Origin of the sequence: Ectothiorhodospira shaposhnikovii (assembly GCF_022227765.1) — a bacterium.
Lineage (GTDB): Bacteria > Pseudomonadota > Gammaproteobacteria > Ectothiorhodospirales > Ectothiorhodospiraceae > Ectothiorhodospira.
Genome location: NZ_JAJMLZ010000002.1, coordinates 286,894 through 303,822, shown reverse-complemented (window position 1 = coordinate 303,822; position 16,929 = coordinate 286,894). Strand labels below are relative to the sequence as shown.

Sequence of the window (16,929 nt, the reverse complement as noted above, 5' to 3'; positions counted from 1 at the left end):
GGCCACCCGCAATTGATCGCACGAGGTGCAGTTCCATGGATCGCGACAAGGCCATACGCTTCATGCACGACTTGCTCAAGACCCTCCTGAGCAAGAAGGGCTCCGACCTGTTCATTACCGTGGGTGCGCCGCCGTCCATGAAGATCGACGGCAAGATGACCCCCATCACCAATCAGCCGCTGTCGCCGGCCCATACCCAGGTGCTGGTGCGTTCCATCATGAATGACCGCCAGGCGGCGGAATTCGAACGGACCCAGGAGTGCAACTTCGCCATCAGTCTGCCCGGGATTTCCCGCTTTCGCGTGAATGCCTTCACCCAGCGGGGTTCTTCCGGCATGGTGCTGCGGGTGATCACCTCGGAGATCCCGTCTCTGGACGATCTGGGTCTGCCGATGCAGCTCAAGGACATCTCCATGACCCGGCGCGGTCTGGTCATTTTCGTGGGGGGGACCGGTTCCGGCAAGTCCACCTCCCTGGCCGCCATGGTGGGTTATCGCAATCAGAACAGTTACGGGCACATCGTCACCATCGAGGATCCCATCGAGTTCGTTCACTCCCACGTCAACTGCCTGGTGACCCAGCGGGAGGTGGGGGTGGATACGGAAAACTACGAGATCGCCCTCAAGAACACCCTGCGCCAGGCCCCCGACGTGATCCTCATCGGCGAGATCCGCGACCGCGAAACCATGGATTACGCCATTGCCTTCGCCGAGACCGGTCACCTGTGCCTGAGCACCCTGCATGCCAACAGCACCAACCAGGCCCTGGACCGCATCATCAACTTCTTCCCCGAGGAACGCCGCCAGCAGCTGCTGATGGATTTGTCGTTGAACCTGAAGGCGGTGGTGTCCCAGCGTCTGATCCCGCTGGCCACCGGCAAGGGGCGGGTGCCGGCGGTGGAGATCATGATCAACAGCCCGCTGATGTCGGATCTGATCTTCAAGGGCGAGATCCACGAGATGAAGGCGCTGATGGCCAAGTCCAACGAGGCGGGCATGCAAACCTTCGACCAGGCCCTGTTCCAGCTCTTCGAGACCGGCAGGATCACCTACGAGGATGCCCTGCGCAACGCCGACTCCGTCAACGACCTGCGTCTGCGCATCAAGCTGGACAGCAAGCGCGCCCGCAGCCAGAACCTGCTGGACGACACGGAAGGTCTGGAGATGGAGGCCACCCCGGAGGAGTCCGGGCTGCTCAAATGAACGGTGCCTGAAAGACCATGCTGATCGAACCCTATCTGAAGTTGATGGCCCAGAAAAACGCCTCCGATCTGTTCTTCACCACGGGGGCATCCGCCAGCGTCAAGATCGAAGGGGACATCCGGCCCATCAGTCGGCAACCCCTGCAGCCGGGGGCCGTCAAGGAGATGGCCTACGACATCATGGATGAGCGCCAGATCGAGACCTTCGAGCGGGAAAAGGAAATGAACCTGGGGATCTCGGTGGAGGGGCTGGGACGATTCCGGGTGAACATCTACGTGCAGCGCAGCGAGGTCTCCATGGTGATCCGCTTCATCAAGAGCGAGATCCCCACCATCGAGCAGCTCAAGCTACCGCCGGTGCTCAAGGAGCTGGTGATGCATGACAACGGCCTGATCCTGGTGGTGGGGGCCACCGGCTCGGGCAAGTCCACCACCCTGGCCTCCATGATCGATCATCGCAACACCATGGTTTCCGGTCACATCCTGACCATCGAGGACCCCATCGAATACAGCTTCACCCACAAGAAGTCCATCATCGGTCAGCGGGAAGTGGGCCTGGATACCCTGTCCTATGACAATGCGCTGCGCGAAGCCATGCGCGAGGCCCCGGACATGATCATGATCGGCGAGGTGCGGGATCTCAATACCATGAAGGCCGCCATCGCCTATGCCGATACCGGTCACCTGGCCCTGTCCACCCTGCACGCCGTGAACGCCAACCAGGCCCTGGATCGCATCATCAACTTCTTCCCGCCGGAGTCCAAGCAGCAGATCCTGATGGATCTGTCCCTCAATCTGCGGGGTATCGTGTCCCAGCGTCTGCTGGTGGGCAAGGATGGCAACCGGCTGCCGGCGGTGGAGGTGCTGGTCAACACCCCCTACATCTCCGAACTCATCCGCAAGGGAGAGATCAACGCCATCAAGCATGTCATGGAAAAGGGGGGCTCGGTGGGCATGCAGACCTTTGACCAGTCTCTGTTCGAGCTCTACAAGGCCGGACTGGTGACCCTGCCCGAAGCCCTGGCCAAGGCCGACTCCCGCGGTGATCTGGAGTGGCGCATCCACTTCGGTGGCGGGGTGAAGAGCCTCAAGAAGGAAGATGATGACCTGTTGCTGCCGGGAGACGCCGATCCCGCCGTCCGCGGCAGGAACGATGGCCGCAAGGGCTTTGAAGAAACCCTGCGGCCATTGTCCGAAACCAAGATCAAGGACTAGCGGGTGGCGGCGACAGGGTCCCGTTCAGCCGAACACGGATTCCGCCTCGAATACCGGTCCGTCCACGCAGACCCGTTTCATGTTGCTGCCCTGATCCGTTTGCACCTTGACCACGCAACCGGCGCAGCCGCCCACGGCGCAGGCCATGTACTCCTCCAGGGAGACCTGGCAGGGCAGATGGTACTCCCGAGCCAGGGCGGCACAGGCGTCCAGCATGGCATGGGGGCCGCAGGCATAGACCTGGACCTGGCGCCGCTGTTCCGGTGACAGGGCGTCCAGCCAGTGACGGGCAAGATCGGTCACATAGCCCTCATGGCAACCGGGAAAGCCCGCCAGACTGGTGAGCCGGGAGGGCACCCCCCAGTCCTCCAGCAGGGGCATGGCGGCAATCACCCCGTCCGGCATGCCCGGCACCAGGATGCGGGAGGGCGAGGCCTTGAAGGGAAAGGGCACTTCCGATCCCATGATCACGAACGGCTCGCTCACCGGATCCCTGCGCATGGCATCCGCCAGGAATACCATGGGCGGGATACCCACGCCGCCGCCCAGCAGCAGGGCGCGGGGGCGGTCCCCATGGGGCAGGGTGAAGGGCTTGCCGATGGGACCCATCAGGTTGATCTTCTCGCCCACCTGGCGCCGGGCCAGTAGACGCGTCCCCTTGCCCACCGCCTTGTAGAGAAATTCCACCCAGCCCTCATGCGGGTCCACCCGCATGAGGGACAGGGGGCGGCGCATGGGCAGTTGGGGGTCGCACTGCAGATGGGCGAAGCAGCCCGGCCGGGCGTGGGCGGCGCACTGAGGGGCTTGGACCCGCAGGATGTGCTGGTCGCCCGGGTGGGCGGTATGGGACAGGATCGGGGCATCTTCCACGAAGATGGTGCCGCGATGGGATTTGTTCATCATGTTTCTCCGCAAAAGGCCCTGCTCAGATCTGCCGGGCCTGCAATTCAAAGATCACCCGTCCCGCCACCAGGGTGTGGGTTACCCGGGGCCGGAAGTCCCAGCCGAAGAAGGCGCTGTTACGCCCGGCGCTGAGCCAGTTGTCCGGCCCTGGCGCATGCCCCCGTTCCGGGTCCACGATGGCGATGTCCGCCCGGGCACCCACACCCAGGGTACCCACCTTCAGGCCCAGGATGCGGGCCGGACCGGCGGTGACCCGGCGCACCGCCTCGGGCAGGGGCAGCACCCCTTCTTCCGCCAGTCGCAATACCAGGGGCAGCAGGGTCTCCAGGGTGGACATACCCGGCAGGGTGGCCGGGAAAGGGGCCAGCTTGGCGTCCGCCTCATGGGGTTGATGGTCCGAGCAGACCGCCTCGATGGCCCCTTCCGCCACGGCCTTGCGCAGCCCGTCCCGGTCCCGCAGGGTGCGCAGGGGGGGGATCACGTGACACAGGCTGTTGAAATCCGCCACGTCCATTTCGGTCAGGAACAGCTGATGGGCGCAGACATCGGCGCTGACCGGCAAGCCGTCCTCCACGGCCCGGGCCACCATGGCGGCTCCCCGCGCCGTGGACAGCCGGCAGACATGGATGCGGGCTTCGGTCTGGGCCGCCAGGGCCAGCAGCACGCCCAGGGCGGCGGTTTCCGCGGCTTCCGGGATGCCCGGCAGGCCCAGACGGGTCGCCACGGCACCTTCGTGGGCACAACCCTGGCCCGCCAGGGACCAGTCGATGGGGTGCAGATAGACCGTGATGTCGTGGCTGGCGGCGTATTCCAGGGCTCGGCGCAGCAGTAGGTGGCTGCCCATGGGCCGCAGGGCCTGGCTCATGCCCAGGGCGCCGGCCCGTTTCAGGGCCGCCATGTCGGACAGCTGCTGCCCCTTGAGGCCCGCCGTCAGGGCGCCCAGGGCATGGACCCGGACGCCGCAGGCCTGACGGGCGCGGCGGTTGATCAACTCGATCTGGGCCGGGGAGTCCACCACCGGGCTGGTGTCCGGTGGGCATGCCAGGGTGGTGATGCCGGCGCTGGCGGCGGCGCGGGTTTCCGAGGCGATGGTGGCCTTCTGTTCGTGCCCCGGCTCTCCCAGGCGGGCGGACAGATCCACCAGGCCGGGCAGCACCCAGCGGCCGCGGGCGTTGATGCGCCGGTCCGGGCTGTAATCCTCGCTGGGGGGGGCGCCCAGGGCGACGATCTCCTCGCCCTGGATGTAGAGGTCCGTGACCTGGTCCACGCCGTTTTCCGGGTCGATCACCCGGCCTTGTTCGATCAGCAGTTTCATGCGCCAGACCCCTGATTCATACTGCCGCCCATGATGGTGGACATGACCGCCATGCGCACGGCGATACCGTTGCTGACCTGTTCCAGAATGACCGACTGGGGACCGTCCGCCACCCGGGAGTCGATCTCCACCCCGCGATTGGCGGGGCCCGGATGCATGACGATGCAGTCCGGCGCCGCCAGGGCCAGGCGTTCCTCGGTCAGTCCCCAGAGCTGGAAGAATTCGTGCTCGGAGGGCAGCAGGCCGCTTTCCATGCGTTCCTTCTGCAGCCGCAGCATGATGATCACGTCCACGTCCCTGAGGCCGGCGCGGATGTCGTGAAACACATGCACCCCCAGGTCCTCCACGTAGGCGGGCAGCAGGGTCTTGGGGCCGATCACCCGGACTTCTCCGGTATTGAGCAGGTTGAGGGCATGGATCTGGGAGCGAGCCACCCGGGAATGCAGGATGTCGCCCACGATGGCCACCTTCAGGCGGGTGAAGTCCCCCTTGTGGCGGCGAATGGTGAACATGTCCAGCAGGGCCTGGGTGGGGTGGGCGTGGCGACCATCGCCGGCGTTGAGCACGCTCACATGGGGCGCCACGTGGCGGGCGATGAAGTGGGCCGCGCCGCTGTCCGCGTGACGCACCACGAACATGTCCACATACATGGCCTGGAGGTTTCTGAGGGTGTCCAGCAGGCTCTCGCCCTTGACCGTGGCCGAGGTGCTGATGTTGATGTTCAGCACGTCCGCCGACAGACGCTTGGCCGCCAGTTCGAAGGTGGTGCGGGTCCGGGTGCTGGCCTCGAAGAACAGGTTCATCACCGTCTTGCCACGCAGCAGGGGCACCTTCTTTACCGCCTGGGCATTCATGCCGGCAAAGGACTCGGCGGTGTCCAGGATCTCGGTGATCAGGGCACCGGAGAGTCCCTCGATGGTGAGCAGATGCCGTAGCCGTCCCTGGGCATTGAACTGCAGGGAGGGGGGCAGGGGACCGGCGGCGAGCCGGGATCTGGCCGGGCTATCCTGATCGATCATGACTCGGGCTCCAGTTTGACGATGTCCAGACGCAGGGGATCGGGTCCCCGCAGCTTCACCTGCTCGTCGCTTCGAAGTTCGAGATGCCGGCCCACCACCTGGGCCTGGATCGGCAGTTCCCGTCCGTCCCGTTCCACCAGCACGGCCAGCACCACCGAGGCCGGGCGACCGTAGTCGAACAGTTCGTTCATGGCGGCGCGGATGGTGCGACCGGTGAACAGCACATCGTCCACCAGCAGGATGTGGCGGCCATCCACGGCGAAGGGCAGGGAGGAGGGGCGCACCTGGGGATGCATGCCCATGCGGCTGAAGTCATCCCGGTAGAAGGAGATGTCCAGTTTTCCCAGGGGCTCGTTCAGACCCAGGCGCTGGTGCAATTGCTCGGCCACCCAGACCCCGCCGGTATGGATACCCACCAGGGCGGGGTCGGTGACGTGCTGCTCCGACAGGTGGTGGCGCAGGGCATCGGCCATGCGGTCCAGAAGGGTGCTGACAGGTTCGGTCATGAAGCGGTCTCTTGGGCAAGCCAGTGTTCCAGGAAGACGGCCGCCGCGACGGCGTCGATGTCTTCCTTGCGAATGCGCCCGCGCCGGCCTTCCCGGCGCCGGGACTTGAGATGGGACTCCGCCTCGGCGGAGCTGAACTGTTCGTCCACCTGCCGTACCGGCAGGGCATAACGGGCCCGCAGGCGATCACAGAAGGCCTGGATGCGGCGGGCCAGGGGGTGCTCGCTGCCATCCGGGGTGCCGGGCAGGCCCACCACCAGCAGGGCCGGCCGCCATTCCCGAATCAGGGCGTCCAGACGTTGCCAGTCGGGGATGCCGTTGCCGGCGGTCAGAGTCTCCAGGGGGGTGCTGGTGCGGGTGATGCCGTTGCCCACGGCCACGCCGATCCGTCTTTCCCCGTAGTCCAGAGCCAGGACCGTGTCCGGTATGCCGATGTCCCGCTCCCTTTTGCCGCGCCGGGCGCGGGTATCAGGCATGACCTGCCTGGCCGCTCATGAGGGACAGGTCCACCCCCAACTGGCCGGCGGCGGCCTGCCAGCGTTTTTCCGCCGGCTGCCGGAACAGGATGTCCGCATCCGCCTGGCAGGTGAGCCAGGCGTTGTCGCCGATCTCCTGTTCCAGCTGTCCCGGACCCCAGCCGGCATAGCCCAGGGCGATCAGGTAGGCGTCGGGACCGCTGCCCTCGGCCATGGCTTCCAGGATGTCCCGGGAGGTGGTGACGGCGATGTGTTCGCTGACCTGCATGGTGGAGGTCCACAGGCGGTCGGCCGGATGCAGGATGAAGCCCCGGTCCGGCTGTACCGGGCCGCCGTTATAGACCGGAATCCGGTCGGTGGGCACCTTGGGACTGATGCCCATGTGGTCCAGCACCATCTCCAGGGTGAGGTCCGTGGGATGGTTGATGACGATGCCCATGGCCCCCTCGTCCGTGTGTTCGCACAGGTAGGTGACGGCATGGTGGAAATTGGGGTCCGCCAGGGTGGGCATGGCGATCAGGAACTGGTCTGTGAAGTTCGCGCTACGCATGAGTCGGGTGTCGCGGCTGAGTACGACACCTAGTGTACACTTTCCCCATGTCCGGTCGTAGCGTCACCGATGATTGTCGGCCGGTCCGGTTCGGCTCGACGCCGTCGGCCACGGCGTGTCCCCTCTTGACGTTCGACGAGGATATTGCCCGAATCTCAAGATTCCGGTCGTGGGGCCGACAGTGTCACTAAGGATGTTCGATGGCATCCGCGGCCCTGGTGCCGCCATGTGTTGAGCGGCGCTTTTTTTCAGGATGGTGACATGCTTAATCGACTCCGGCTTTTGCCCAAAATGCTGGTTCTTTTCGGTGTGCCGATGGCGCTGGCTTTTGGACTGGTGGCGGTCATCGTCATTTCCCAGGTTAATCACCGGGTGGTGGCGATCATGGAGGACTCTGCCGCGGGCATGGCGTCGGGGGGTGCCGAAAGCGTGGGCTGGTGGGTGGAATCCCACATGGCGGTGGTGCGCACCCTGGCCCGGACTCAAATTCTGAGTACGGGAGATACGGACGCCATCTCGCGGCTGCTGGAACATTTCGGCGCGCATATGAGCGATGAGTACGAGGTGCTGTTCTTCGTGAACACGCAAGGGGAAGCCTTTTACCACAATCGTCACCGCTCCAATCTGGCCGATCGGGCCTATTTTCAGCAGATCGTGCGTGACAGGGCCCGCGAGGCGCTGGTGACCGATCCGGTCTACTCCCGCAGCACAGGGAATGCCATCACGGTATTTGCTCACGCCGTCAAGGATGACCGGGGTGAAGTCATCGGTCTGGTGGCGGTGACGGTGACACTGGATACCCTGACGGATATCGTCGGTGGCGCCGTGGATCAGCCCGGCGCCATTGCCTGGGCGCTGGGTTCCCAGGGCGTTTACATGGCCCACCCCGATGCCGATCTGCGCATGACCTCCAATGCCCTGGAGTCCCGCCGACAGGACTATGCGGGGTTGGCCCGGCGCATGGTGGACGGTGAGCAGGGGTTGGCGGACCTGGCGTTGCATGACGGGCGTGCCTATAAGGTCGCTTATCACTCGATTCCCCATACGCCGGGCTGGTCCATGGCCGTGGCCATTCCCGCCGACTACCTGATGGCCACGGCCCGGGAGCTGACGCTGACCCTGGCACTGGTATTCGTGATCACATTGCTGTTACTGGCGGGCATCATTCTTCTGGTGGCGCGGATGATTGTCAGCCCGGTGACGGAAACCCGGCTGGCTCTGGACCGGATTGCCGCCGGAGATGGGGACCTGACCCAGAGGTTGCGGGACAACCGCCACGATGAATTCGGCGATCTGGCGCGCAGCTTCAACACCTTCGTGAGCGGGGTGCATACCCTGGTGAGGCAGGTCTCCGTGGCCACCGGCCAGTTGGGCGCGGCGGCGGAGCAGTTGGCGGTGTCCAGTCGCCAGACCAGCGAGCAGGTTTTGCGGCAGCAGTCGGAGACCGAGCAGGTGGCCACCGCCATGACCCAGATGGCCGCCACCGTCACCCAGGTGGCAGGCAACGCCTCCCTGGCCGCGGATGCGGCCTCGTCTTCGGACCGGGCCGCCCAGGATGGCGCCCGGGTGGTGCGGCAGACCGCCCGGGAGGTGGGGGAACTGGCTCGGGAGGTCCAGGAGGCGGCGGCGGTGATCCATCACCTTCAGGACGATGCCGAGTCCATCGGCACTGTGCTGGAAGTGATCCGCGGCATTGCCGAACAGACCAACCTGCTGGCCCTGAACGCCGCCATCGAAGCGGCCCGGGCCGGGGAGCAGGGAAGGGGGTTCGCCGTGGTGGCGGACGAAGTACGCAGCCTGGCCACCCGGACCCAGGCTTCCACCCAGGAGATCCATGGGATCATCGAAAAGCTCCAGTCCGCCGCCCGGGCCGCCGCCCGGGTGATGGATGCGGGGCATGCCAAGGCCAGTGACGGCGTGGCCTCGGCCGAGCGGGCCGCCGAGGCCCTGCGGACCATCACTCAGACCATCGGCACCATCAATGACATGAACACCCAGATCGCCAGCGCGGCCGAGGAGCAGTCGGCGGTGGCGGAGGATGTCAACCGCTCCCTGGTCCGCATCAGTAGCGGGGTGGAACAGGCGGCGGATGGTTCCACCCAGATCGCCGCCGCTAGCGACGAGCTGGCCCGGCTTGCCGCGGAACTACAGGATCGGGTAGGGCGATTCCGGATCTAGTCCGTTGCGCCGGTTGTCTTAGCGGGTTCTGACCCCCTGGTTGCCCTGGAATACCCAGGTGCGTGTGATCATCAGCTGGTCGTAGGCCCTGCGCATCTCGGCGGGGAAGGGGGCGTAGGGGCCTGCCAGTTCCACGATGCGGCGGGCGGCGTCATCCAGGACCCGCTCACCGGAACTGGCGCCGACCTCGATGCTCAGGACCCGGCCTTCCTGGTCGATGAGGACACTCAGCACCAGGGAGCCGTTGAGGCGCTGACGGCGGGCCTCGTCCGGGTAGTTGAGATTGCCGACCTGTTCCACCTTGCGTACCCAGGCATCCACATAGGCGGCCTCCACCGCCGACTTGGCGCTCAGGGCGTCCACATAGTGGGTGCGGGCACGCGGGGCCTGGTAGCGGTCCCGTTCGGTCAGTTCCGAGCTGAGCCGGGCCATCTCCAGGCTGCGTTCCATCAGCTCCCGCGCACTCAGGGGCTGTTCGGGCATGGGGGCTTGCGTGATCTGTTCGGGCTGCGGCGGGGCCTGGGGGGCGGGTGTCATGATCACCTCGGTCTGCTCCAAGGGTACCGGATCGGGCGCGGCCGCCCGCATCTGCTCTTGGGCCAGGCCGTCGGTGGGCAGGGGGAGGGGCGCGGTGACCGGGCTACCGGGGCGGCCTTCGGGATCTTCCCTGCCGCTGGCCTGCTGGTCCGCCTGGGCCAGCAGTTCCGCCGTATCCGGTGGTGTCTCCGACCGAGTCCGGACCAGGACCACATCCACGGCGGGGCTGTGTACCTGGGGCTGACCGGGGGAAAACTGGAACCCCAGACCGAAGATCAGGATGCCGTGGAGGGCGGCGGCCACGAACAGGGCCAGGCCCAGTCGGTCGGTGGCGGTGATGGGAGCGGCGTTGGCCGTCATGGCGTTCACGGGGATCGGGACACCTGCTGGTACATCATGGCGGCTATTGTACCGCTCACCAGGCCGAACACCAGGGAAAAGCTCAGCAGCACCGGCAGTAGCTTGAGCAAGGCCGGGTGGGGGATGAACAACCACCAGGCCAGCAGGAACTGCCCCGTCATGTGGGCCAGCGCCGCCAGCACGCACAGGCCCAGGGGGCTGAGCCGGGCGCCCGCCAGGCGATGGGCCAGGCCCAGCACGGCCAGGCTGCATCCGGCGCCGGCGGCACTGAGCAGGAAGGTGGGGCTGAGGAAAGTGCCGATCACCAGGCTGCCCGCCAGTACCCGCAGCAGGGTGACCCAGACCGCCATGCGCCAGCCGAACAGCATCAGCACCAGCACCGTGATGACGTTGGCCAGCCCCGGCTTGACGCCGGGCAGGGGGCTTGGAATCGCGGCCTCCAGGATGTGCACGGCGATGGCCAGTGCGGCCAGCCAGGCAATGCGATGATCTTCCCGGGTGGTCGGCAGCTGCATCAATAATTCACGCTGTCGAACACCCACTCGTCTCCCAGTACCTCGATGATGACCCGGTTGGGCAGGCTCACGGCCATGTCGCCGGCCTGGCGCAGCCAGCCGGCCTGCTGGCAGATGCCCTGGGAGCCGGGGGAGGCGGCGCAGCGGGCGGCGCCGTCCCGGATTTCCACCACAGTGATGCCGGCGGGTCCGGAGACTTCCAGTTGCCGGGGCTGATCCAGGGGCAGGCGGGCGATTTCCCGGTCGCCGGCCACCACCCGCACCTGGGTGGCGGGGGTGGCCGGCGTCCACAGCCAGGCATAACTGCCCGCCACCAGCAGGACGGCCATCAGGATCACGAAGGCATCGGCGCGGGTCATCATGGCAGCGGAGTGACGCGGATCTCCGGCGGCGTCCCTTCGAATTTCACCCGCTTCTCCATGGCCGGCGTCAGGTGGGCGATGCCGGCGTGATCGATCAGCATCACCTTGTCGACGCCCAGTTGCGCGGCGATCCGGGGCCAGTCCCCGGGGCCGGCAATGAACAGGGCGGTGCTGGCGACATCGGCCTCGGCGGCATTGTCATGGATGACGGTCACGGAATGGGTGCCGCGGGCCGGCTGTCCGCTGCGGGGGTCCAGAATATGGTGGTAGCGCTCCCCCTCGTGGAGGTAGTAGCGCTCGTAATCTCCTGAAGTGAAGATCGCCTCGTCTCCCCGGGTCTCGATGGAGGCCAGTACGCCCTGTCCGTCCGGGGCGCGGACACCGATGCGCCAGGGACGGTTACCCGGACGGCCGATGGCCCGCAGGTCGCCGCCGGCATTGAGAATGGCGTTTTCCACGCCCATCCCGCGCAAGTGTTCCATGGCCTGATGGATGCCGTAGCCCTTGGCGTAGGCGCCCAGGTCCAGCCGTACCGCCGGGTTGTGGCTGCGCATGCGGATGCCGTCGATCTCGATATCGGCCATGCTCGGCGCCTGCTCCAGGATGGCCCGGATCTGTTCCGGCGCCGGGGGTGGCCCCTGGGGTTCGTCCGTCTGGAAGCCCCAGAGAGCGAACAGGGCGCCCATGGCCGGATTGAACAGGCCATCACTGGCTGCATACAGGCGCTGGGCGTCCAGGATCAGGGGCAGGACGGAGGGGTTGGCGGAAAACGGCAGGCCGGTGGCCAGCAGTTCATTGGTCCGGCCCATGGGACCGGGTTCCCAGGCATGCCAGGCCCGGTGCATGTACTCCAGGTCGGCCCGAACCGACTCGGCGGCCCGGGCAGCCAGATCCCGGTCCGATGTATAGATGTTCAGTTCCACCAGGGTGCCGAAGGCAATGAATCGGTCCCGATGGATCTCCGGACGCTCGCAGGCGCCGAGCAGCAGGATCAGGCCCAGGATCGCCAGTGCCCGGAGGCCGTGCATGCCGGCTGACAGTGCGTGACGAGGGCTCATGTACGGGCCCCCAGGTGGCCGGCGATGGCGTCCATCAGTTGGCCACCGATATCGAGTCCGAACTGGGCATCCAGTTCCCGGATGCAGGTGGGGCTGGTGACGTTGATCTCCGTGAGATAATCGCCGATCACGTCCAGACCCACGAACATCAGCCCCTTTTCCCTGAGGGTCGGCCCCACCTGGCTGCAGATCCAGCGGTCCCGCTCGGTCAGCGGCACCCCTTCGCCCCGGCCGCCGGCGGCCAGGTTGGCGCGCCCCTCGCCCTCCGCCGGAATGCGGGCCAGGGCATAGGGCACGGGTTCGCCATCCACCAGCAGGATGCGCTTGTCGCCCTGGCGATATTCGGGCAGGAAACGCTGAGCCATGACGCTGCGACGCCCATGGTCGGTGACGGTTTCCAGGATCACCCCGATGTTGGTGTCGCCGGGGATCAGGCGGAATACCGATGCCCCACCCATGCCGTCCAGGGGCTTGACCACGATCTCGCCCTGCCGGGCCATGAAGTCGCGAATGCGGGCCGGGTTGCGGGTGACCAGGCTGGGGGGGCAGCACTGGGGAAACCAGGCGGTATAGAGCTTTTCGTTGGCATCCCTCAGGCTGGCGGGTCGGTTCACCACCAGGCAACCCTCGGCAGCCGCCAGTTCCAACAGATAGGTGCTGTAGACATACTCCATGTCGAACGGGGGATCCTTGCGCATCAGCACCACGTCCAGTGTCGCCAGGGGATGTTCTTCGGGACTGCCCAGTTCGAACCAGCGGCGAGGGTCGTCCCTGACCGTCAGCGGTCGGGAGGTGGCATGGACCCGGCCATCGGTCAGCCACAGGTCCTGCGGTTCCATGTAATGCAGTTGCCAGCCCCTTGCCTGGGCGGCCAACAGCATGGCCAGGGTGGAGTCCTTCTTGACCTGGATGGTCTGGATGGGGTCCATGACCACGCCCAGGCGGACCTGAGAGCCGTTCATCGGGCAACCTCGCACGATCTGGGGGGGAGTGGGTGCAATTCGTTCGACATGCGCACAAGATAAATGACTGAGCGGGATTTCTCACCACCTGGCCCCGTGATCCACGCCGGCAGTTTTGTTTGATACCCTCCAGACCATGGAGTAAATTCAAGACCCTGTCTGCAAACATTGATGTATCGGGGGCGGTGTGAACGAATACACCCAGGATGACAACGCCGGCCAAGAGGATCTTTCCGGCCTCAAGGTCATGGTGATCGACGACAGCAAGACCATCCGTCGCACCGCCGAGACGCTGCTGAAGAAACACGGCTGCGAGGTGGTGACCGCCACGGACGGTTTCGAGGCCCTGGCCAAGATCGCCGAGCATAAGCCGGACATCATTTTCGTGGACATCATGATGCCCCGCCTGGACGGCTATCAGACCTGCGCGCTGATCAAGCATAACCGGGTATTTCGGCAGACGCCCGTGATCATGCTGTCGAGCAAGGACAGCATCTTTGACAAGGCCCGGGGCCGGATCGTGGGTTCGGAGCAGTACCTGACCAAGCCCTTCACCCGGGATGATCTGCTGGGGGCCATTCGCCAGCACGTCCGGAAACAGTAAAGGTTCATGCATGTACAGGCCCCGCGTAACCTGATCCGGGGCGGAATTTCAATTCGGAGACGTTGTCATGACGTGCATCCTGGTGGTCGATGACTCCCCCACCGAACTTCATGTGATCAGCACCATGCTGGCAAGGCATGGCTATACGGTGGTCACGGCCTCCTCCGGTGAGGAAGGCATGTCCCGCGCCCGGGAGATCAAGCCCGATCTGGTGCTGATGGATGTGGTCATGCCGGGCCTGAACGGATTCCAGGCCACCCGCCAGCTTTCCCAGGATCCGCTCACCGCCGATATTCCCATCGTCATGGTGACCACGAAGGATCAGGAAACCGACAAGGTCTGGGCCATGCGGCAGGGGGCTCGGGATTACATCGTCAAGCCGGTACGCGAGAAGGAACTGATCAGAAGCCTCAAGGAAATCCTGTCCTGAAGGGGGCGGCGTGACCACGAACGCGATGACGGACCCGTTCTCCTATCTGCTCGAAGTGGAGCGCAAGGGGCGTTCCCTGGGCGGGCAGTTTCCGATCCAGGACGAGCTGCGCGGTGCTTGGAAAGGCGTCATGTTCCAGTTGCATGGCCGGTTGTTGCTGGCGCCCATGGATCAGGTGGCGGAAATCGTGACCCCGCCTCCCTGCACCCGTGTGCCGGGCGTCAAGCACTGGGCCCTGGGCGTCGCCAACATGCGCGGCAATCTGCTGCCTATGATGGACCTGCACGGTTTCCTGTTCGGCGAGAACCTTGCCGGCGAAACGCGGCGTCACCGTCTGTTGGTGATGAGTCATCAGGGCGTGTATGCCGGTCTCATGGTGGAGGCGGTGCTGGGAATGAAGCATTACTGGAAACAGGAGCGCACGGAAGATCTGCCGCTGGTGGACGAGCCGTTCAGGCCCTACCTGACGGGGGCATGCCGGCGAGGTGCCGAGCATCTGGCCGTGTTCAGCCCCTGGAAGCTGGTGGATGATCCGGATTTCATGAACATCTCCGCGTAGCCGCGGATACATGCAGGGTGTTGAGCCGTCTTCCGCGGCGCAATGGGTCGAGGAATCAATCTGATGAAATCGTCTTCAAGTGACGCGACAGGTCGGCTGGGAATCAGCCGGGGGATGCTGTTGCTTGCCGGCCTGCTGGTCGTCCTGATGCTGCTGACCGTGATGGCTTTCGTGCTGCATACGGGGCAGGTGGGCAACAGCCGCGAGCATGCCGCCTTGGCCTCCGAACAACGACTGATGTCCCAGCGACTGGCGGCGTTGTCGCGGGATGCGATGACGGGCCAGCCGGCGGTGTTTGTGGAGCTGCGCCGGCTGCGGGATCGACTGGATCTGGGATTGACCTACTTGCGCGAGGGAGATTCCGGGCGGGGATTGCCACCGGCACCGGAGGCCGTGGCCGATGCCTTGCGGAACGCCGAATCCGCCTGGAGCACGTATCGGGGCCATGTCAATGTCTTGGTGGATAATGAAACCGTCATTGCCGCCGTCACCACCCATGCCGCCGCCCTGGCGCAGGGACTGCCCCGGCTGCAGCTCCGTGCCGATACCCTGACCGACCGGCTGGCGGAGTCGGGGATTGATGCCCGGCTGGTCCATCTGGCCGCGCGACAGGCCATCCTGGCCCAGCGCATGGAGCGGGATCTGAACCGGATCCTGGCCGGTGACGACCTGGCCGTGACCGCCGGCCGCCTGGAGCGGGATGCCGCCGATTTCCAGACCGGACTTGGCCGACTGCAGACCGGGGCCGGTCTGCCGGCCGACGTGCGGGACCTGGTGCAGGAGATTGCCGCCGTGTTCAGCGGCGTGCGTCCCGACGTGGAGGCCCTGCTGGCCCAGACGGGCCGGCTGGGCCAGGTGGCCGAGGCCTCCCGTCGCATTCAGGCGCAGTCGCCGGCCCTGCTCAATGCCGTTGCGGCGCTGCAGCAGGATCTGGATCAGCGGGCCAGGAGCGGCAGCCTCTGGATGTATGCCGGCTATCTGTTCGCCCTGGCCGCCGTGCTGGTGCTGGGCCTGCTGGCCTACCTGTTCTACCAGGATGCCCAGCGCCGCCTGGCGGTCACCACGGAGCAGAACCGGCGCAACCAGCGGGCTATCCTGCGTCTTCTGGACGAGATGACCAACCTGGCTGAGGGGGATCTGACGGTCCATGCCACGGTGACCGAGGACATCACCGGTGCCATTGCCGACTCGGTCAACTATGCCATCGACGCCCTGCGCAGCCTGGTGACCACGATCAACCAGACCGCGATGCAGGTCTCCGGCTCCGCCGTCAAGACCCAGGCCACCGCCCTGCGTCTGGCGGATGCCTCCAATCTCCAGGCCCGTGAGATCGCTTCCGCCTCCGGCGCCATCACCGACATGGCCGACTCCATCGAGCAGGTTTCCCGCTCCGCGGAATCCTCCGCCGACGTGGCGAAGAAGTCCGTGGCCATTGCCTCCAAGGGCGCCCTGACGGTGCGCAAGACCATCGATGGCATGGACACCATCCGCGAGCAGATCCAGGAGACCTCCAAGCGCATCAAGCGGCTGGGTGAGTCCTCCCAGGAGATCGGGGATATCGTGAGTCTGATCACCGACATCGCCGACCAGACCAATATCCTGGCCCTCAATGCCGCCATCCAGGCCTCCTCCGCCGGCGAGGCGGGACGCGGCTTTGCGGTGGTGGCGGACGAGGTTCAGCGGCTTGCCGAGCGTTCCTCCAATGCTTCCAGGCAGATCGAGGCCCTGGTCAAGACCATTCAGGCCGATACCAACGAGGCGGTCATCTCCATGGAGCATTCCACCGCCAACGTCGTCAGTGGCGCCAAGCTGGCCTTTGATGCCGGCGATGCCCTGGCCGAAATCGAAGGGGTGTCCCATCAGCTGGCGGAGCTGATCGCCACCATTTCCAAGGCTGCCCGTCAGCAGGCCGAAGCGGCCCAGAACATCTCCAATACCATGACGGTCATCCAGGAAATCACCATGCAGACCTCCGACGGCACCAACGAGACGGCGGTCTCCATCGGCAATCTGGCCAATCTGGCCTCGGAATTGCGCAAGTCGGTCTCCGGTTTCAAGCTGCCGCAGTCCGAACAGCTGGAAACGGTGGTGCTCGGGCCGACGGATACCGCCGCTTCCGGCAAGTCCTGAACTTGAGGTCTGGATCGGCATAGGCCCATGATCATGGGCACAGGGTGGA

Annotated in this window: 18 protein-coding genes; 7 read left to right on the top strand and 11 right to left on the bottom strand. The window is 65.6% G+C overall.

Translation table 11 applies throughout. The features are described from left to right. Positions 1-35: 35 nt before the first annotated feature. Positions 36-1,202 (top strand): PilT/PilU family type 4a pilus ATPase, encoded by a 1,167-nt coding sequence (locus tag LQD11_RS04005; RefSeq protein WP_238616362.1) that lies wholly within the window; start codon positions 36-38, stop codon positions 1,200-1,202. 17 nt (positions 1,203-1,219) lie between these two features. Continuing rightward, positions 1,220-2,416 (top strand): PilT/PilU family type 4a pilus ATPase, encoded by a 1,197-nt coding sequence (locus LQD11_RS04000; protein WP_238616361.1) that lies wholly within the window; start codon positions 1,220-1,222, stop codon positions 2,414-2,416. Between the two features lie 24 nt (positions 2,417-2,440). Here the strand turns inward: LQD11_RS04000 and LQD11_RS03995 are convergent, their stop codons facing one another. Genes LQD11_RS03995 through LQD11_RS03970 form a run of 6 tightly spaced genes read right to left on the bottom strand, consistent with a single transcriptional unit; the run spans position 2,441 to position 7,185 of the window. Further along, positions 2,441-3,316, bottom strand: coding sequence for a dihydroorotate dehydrogenase electron transfer subunit (locus tag LQD11_RS03995; protein WP_238616523.1), 876 nt, complete (start codon positions 3,314-3,316; stop codon positions 2,441-2,443). A 25-nt stretch (positions 3,317-3,341) separates the two neighbouring features. Next, a complete protein-coding gene (locus LQD11_RS03990; protein ID WP_238616360.1) occupies positions 3,342-4,634 on the bottom strand; it encodes a dihydroorotase in 1,293 nt (430 codons plus the stop codon). Next, positions 4,631-5,653, bottom strand: coding sequence for an aspartate carbamoyltransferase catalytic subunit (locus tag LQD11_RS03985; RefSeq protein WP_008931381.1), 1,023 nt, complete (start codon positions 5,651-5,653; stop codon positions 4,631-4,633). Before LQD11_RS03985 ends, LQD11_RS03990 begins: the two co-directional genes overlap by 4 nt. Beyond that, positions 5,650-6,159: a bifunctional pyr operon transcriptional regulator/uracil phosphoribosyltransferase PyrR gene (gene pyrR / locus LQD11_RS03980; protein WP_238616359.1), complete on the bottom strand. Its 510-nt coding sequence runs from the start codon at positions 6,157-6,159 to the stop codon at positions 5,650-5,652. Before pyrR ends, LQD11_RS03985 begins: the two co-directional genes overlap by 4 nt. Continuing rightward, positions 6,156-6,635, bottom strand: a complete 480-nt coding sequence (gene ruvX / locus LQD11_RS03975; protein WP_238616358.1) for a Holliday junction resolvase RuvX — start codon at positions 6,633-6,635, stop codon at positions 6,156-6,158. The genes pyrR and ruvX overlap by 4 nt, the downstream gene beginning before the upstream one ends. Then, a complete protein-coding gene (locus tag LQD11_RS03970; RefSeq protein WP_238616357.1) occupies positions 6,628-7,185 on the bottom strand; it encodes a YqgE/AlgH family protein in 558 nt (185 codons plus the stop codon). The genes ruvX and LQD11_RS03970 overlap by 8 nt, the downstream gene beginning before the upstream one ends. Before the next feature lie 261 nt (positions 7,186-7,446). On the opposite strand from LQD11_RS03970, the gene LQD11_RS03965 reads away from it, so the two are divergent. Beyond that, positions 7,447-9,363, top strand: a complete 1,917-nt coding sequence (locus LQD11_RS03965; RefSeq protein WP_238616356.1) for a methyl-accepting chemotaxis protein — start codon at positions 7,447-7,449, stop codon at positions 9,361-9,363. Between the two features lie 18 nt (positions 9,364-9,381). Here LQD11_RS03965 and LQD11_RS03960 read toward each other — a convergent pair whose 3' ends face one another. Genes LQD11_RS03960 through gshB form a run of 5 tightly spaced genes read right to left on the bottom strand, consistent with a single transcriptional unit; the run spans position 9,382 to position 13,157 of the window. Beyond that, positions 9,382-10,260 carry an energy transducer TonB gene (locus tag LQD11_RS03960; protein ID WP_238616522.1) on the bottom strand — a complete coding sequence of 293 codons (879 nt, stop codon included), beginning with the start codon at positions 10,258-10,260 and terminating at the stop codon, positions 9,382-9,384. 5 nt (positions 10,261-10,265) lie between these two features. Further along, positions 10,266-10,775 carry a Gx transporter family protein gene (locus LQD11_RS03955; RefSeq protein WP_238616355.1) on the bottom strand — a complete coding sequence of 170 codons (510 nt, stop codon included), beginning with the start codon at positions 10,773-10,775 and terminating at the stop codon, positions 10,266-10,268. Further along, on the bottom strand, positions 10,775-11,137 hold the full coding sequence (locus tag LQD11_RS03950; protein WP_008931375.1) for a NusG domain II-containing protein: 363 nt from the start codon (positions 11,135-11,137) through the stop codon (positions 10,775-10,777). The genes LQD11_RS03955 and LQD11_RS03950 overlap by 1 nt, the downstream gene beginning before the upstream one ends. Continuing rightward, positions 11,134-12,195 (bottom strand): FAD:protein FMN transferase, encoded by a 1,062-nt coding sequence (locus LQD11_RS03945; protein WP_412851916.1) that lies wholly within the window; start codon positions 12,193-12,195, stop codon positions 11,134-11,136. Before LQD11_RS03945 ends, LQD11_RS03950 begins: the two co-directional genes overlap by 4 nt. Further along, positions 12,192-13,157, bottom strand: a complete 966-nt coding sequence (gene gshB, locus LQD11_RS03940) for a glutathione synthase (protein ID WP_238616354.1) — start codon at positions 13,155-13,157, stop codon at positions 12,192-12,194. Before gshB ends, LQD11_RS03945 begins: the two co-directional genes overlap by 4 nt. A gap of 247 nt (positions 13,158-13,404) precedes the next feature. Here gshB and LQD11_RS03935 point away from each other — a divergent pair, with 247 nt between their 5' ends. The 4 genes from LQD11_RS03935 to LQD11_RS03920 all read left to right on the top strand — a co-directional run bounded on the left by LQD11_RS03935 (position 13,405) and on the right by LQD11_RS03920 (position 16,880). Continuing rightward, positions 13,405-13,761: a response regulator gene (locus LQD11_RS03935; RefSeq protein WP_050814207.1), complete on the top strand. Its 357-nt coding sequence runs from the start codon at positions 13,405-13,407 to the stop codon at positions 13,759-13,761. 67 nt (positions 13,762-13,828) lie between these two features. Next, positions 13,829-14,191, top strand: coding sequence for a response regulator (locus LQD11_RS03930; protein ID WP_238616353.1), 363 nt, complete (start codon positions 13,829-13,831; stop codon positions 14,189-14,191). Positions 14,192-14,201: 10 nt separating this feature from the next. After that, complete coding sequence (locus tag LQD11_RS03925) at positions 14,202-14,750, top strand: chemotaxis protein CheW (RefSeq protein ID WP_238616352.1); 549 nt, start codon at positions 14,202-14,204, stop codon at positions 14,748-14,750. Positions 14,751-14,813: 63 nt separating this feature from the next. Continuing rightward, complete coding sequence (locus LQD11_RS03920) at positions 14,814-16,880, top strand: methyl-accepting chemotaxis protein (protein ID WP_238616351.1); 2,067 nt, start codon at positions 14,814-14,816, stop codon at positions 16,878-16,880. Positions 16,881-16,929: the final 49 nt, after the last annotated feature.